The following is a 1,490-nucleotide window of genomic DNA, read 5'->3' as shown; positions in this document are numbered from 1 at the left end:
GGAATGATGTACACCKGTTAGARATTTGGTCGGCTGTCAGGCCGYCATCGCGAGCAGGCTCACTCCTACAATTGGATTGGGGACATCTGGCAGGGATTGGTTGGTTGTGAGGCCGCCTTCGCGAGCAAGCCCGCTCCCACATTTTGAACTGGGTAMATCTGATAGAGATTGGTCGGCTGTCAGGCCCCCATCGCTGGCAAGCCAGCCTCCTACAATAGATCGGCGAACCGCTTTTGCTTCTCACCACTCATCAGGCCGAGCGTTAGCTCGCCTGCAGCTCTTGATCCACCCGCCCCCTCGGGAGGCTGAGTGGAGGTGTTTATCCGGGGAGTGGCGCGCAGCGCCGTTCGACGCAGTCGAACACGCAACTGGAAGTTGGCAGATGCTGTGTATTTAAACCCAGAGCGCCCTGAAATTAAGAGCGCAACGGGCTAGCAACTGTAAGACAAGGCGACAGGTACCTTGACACGTACCGCGTTTGCCAAAAGGGACTCGCTGTAAAAGCGAAACCATAAGCAGACGTTACCGCAGAAATGGATATGTACACCCCAGGAAAGCCAGGTCGGCCCGAMGGCCGCCTCGGCTCACTCCGCCCCAGCCCCTGCCCCTGCCTCACCCTCAGTCACCACCTTGTTCTGAGTCAGATAACGGTCGAGCGTCTCATTGTTAGCAGGCGAATTATCCCCCGCCACCTGCCACATTTGCCGCTCAATCCCCTGCGCCAGCAAATGCCCGACAGCCGCCTCGATAGCCGACAAAACACACAACTGCGCCGGCTCGTTCGTGGTGTAACCGACCTCCGCCTCCAGCAACTTCTTGAACTCGATAAACTTGAACACCCCTGCACTACGGCTCACCGAGTAGATCGTCTTGCTGGTCATGACATTGGCCAACACCTGACCACTGCGCACATCCACTGCCCGCAGGTTGACCGTGACCTGATCCACCCGGTACTCCCGAGTAATATCGATACCCAGATAACGCGCCCCTTCCCCGCCGCTGCGCACGTTGGTGTCGTAGGCAATGATCCCGCCTTCAAGCATCATGTTCGCCGCTTGCAGCGGAGGCAGTTCCCCCTGGATGTTCACCGGTGTATTGGGCTTTTTCTGCGAAGCACGAATGATCTTGCGCTCGGTCAGCAGGTTCTGCAGCCCTTCCCGTTCCAGCACCACAAACCAGCCGCTGGCCTGCATCGCATCCATCAACATGCTCGCCGCGCCCTGGGTCACGCTGGTCGAAAACGAACTGGCCGGGGTCGGTTTGTATTGCCCGGTCTGGTCCCGGAAACCGTACACCACCGCCATCAACCGGCCCTTGGGTCGTGGCATTTTCAGCAAGTCGTAATAGGTCGACGCCCGGGGTGTCAGGGTCGGAGTTTCGGTGTCCTGCTCGGCCGACACCGGTTCGCGCAGACCACACCCTTGCAATGTCGCCAACATCAGCCCTAGCGCTATTATTTTTTTCATATCCCTACTCCCCCTCGACCCAAC

1 protein-coding gene is annotated in these 1,490 nt (G+C 58.5%); it reads right to left on the bottom strand.

Annotation, left to right across the window (positions count from 1 at the left end):
* Positions 1 to 584: 584 nt before the first annotated feature.
* Positions 585 to 1,466, bottom strand: a complete 882-nt coding sequence (locus tag AC1DRJ_RS27385) for a CsgG/HfaB family protein (protein WP_477804903.1) — start codon at positions 1,464 to 1,466, stop codon at positions 585 to 587.
* Positions 1,467 to 1,490: the final 24 nt, after the last annotated feature.

This window comes from Pseudomonas sp. P5_B2, from assembly GCF_056400445.1.
Note: the sequence above shows the minus strand (reverse complement) of the source record. Positions and strands in the feature narration are given on the sequence as shown.

What these genes read in the sequence shown, in the direction of transcription:
- AC1DRJ_RS27385 (WP_477804903.1), bottom strand. Translation starts at nt 1,466, where the DNA reads ATGAAAAAAATAATAGCGCTAGGGCTGATGTTGGCGACATTGCAAGGG.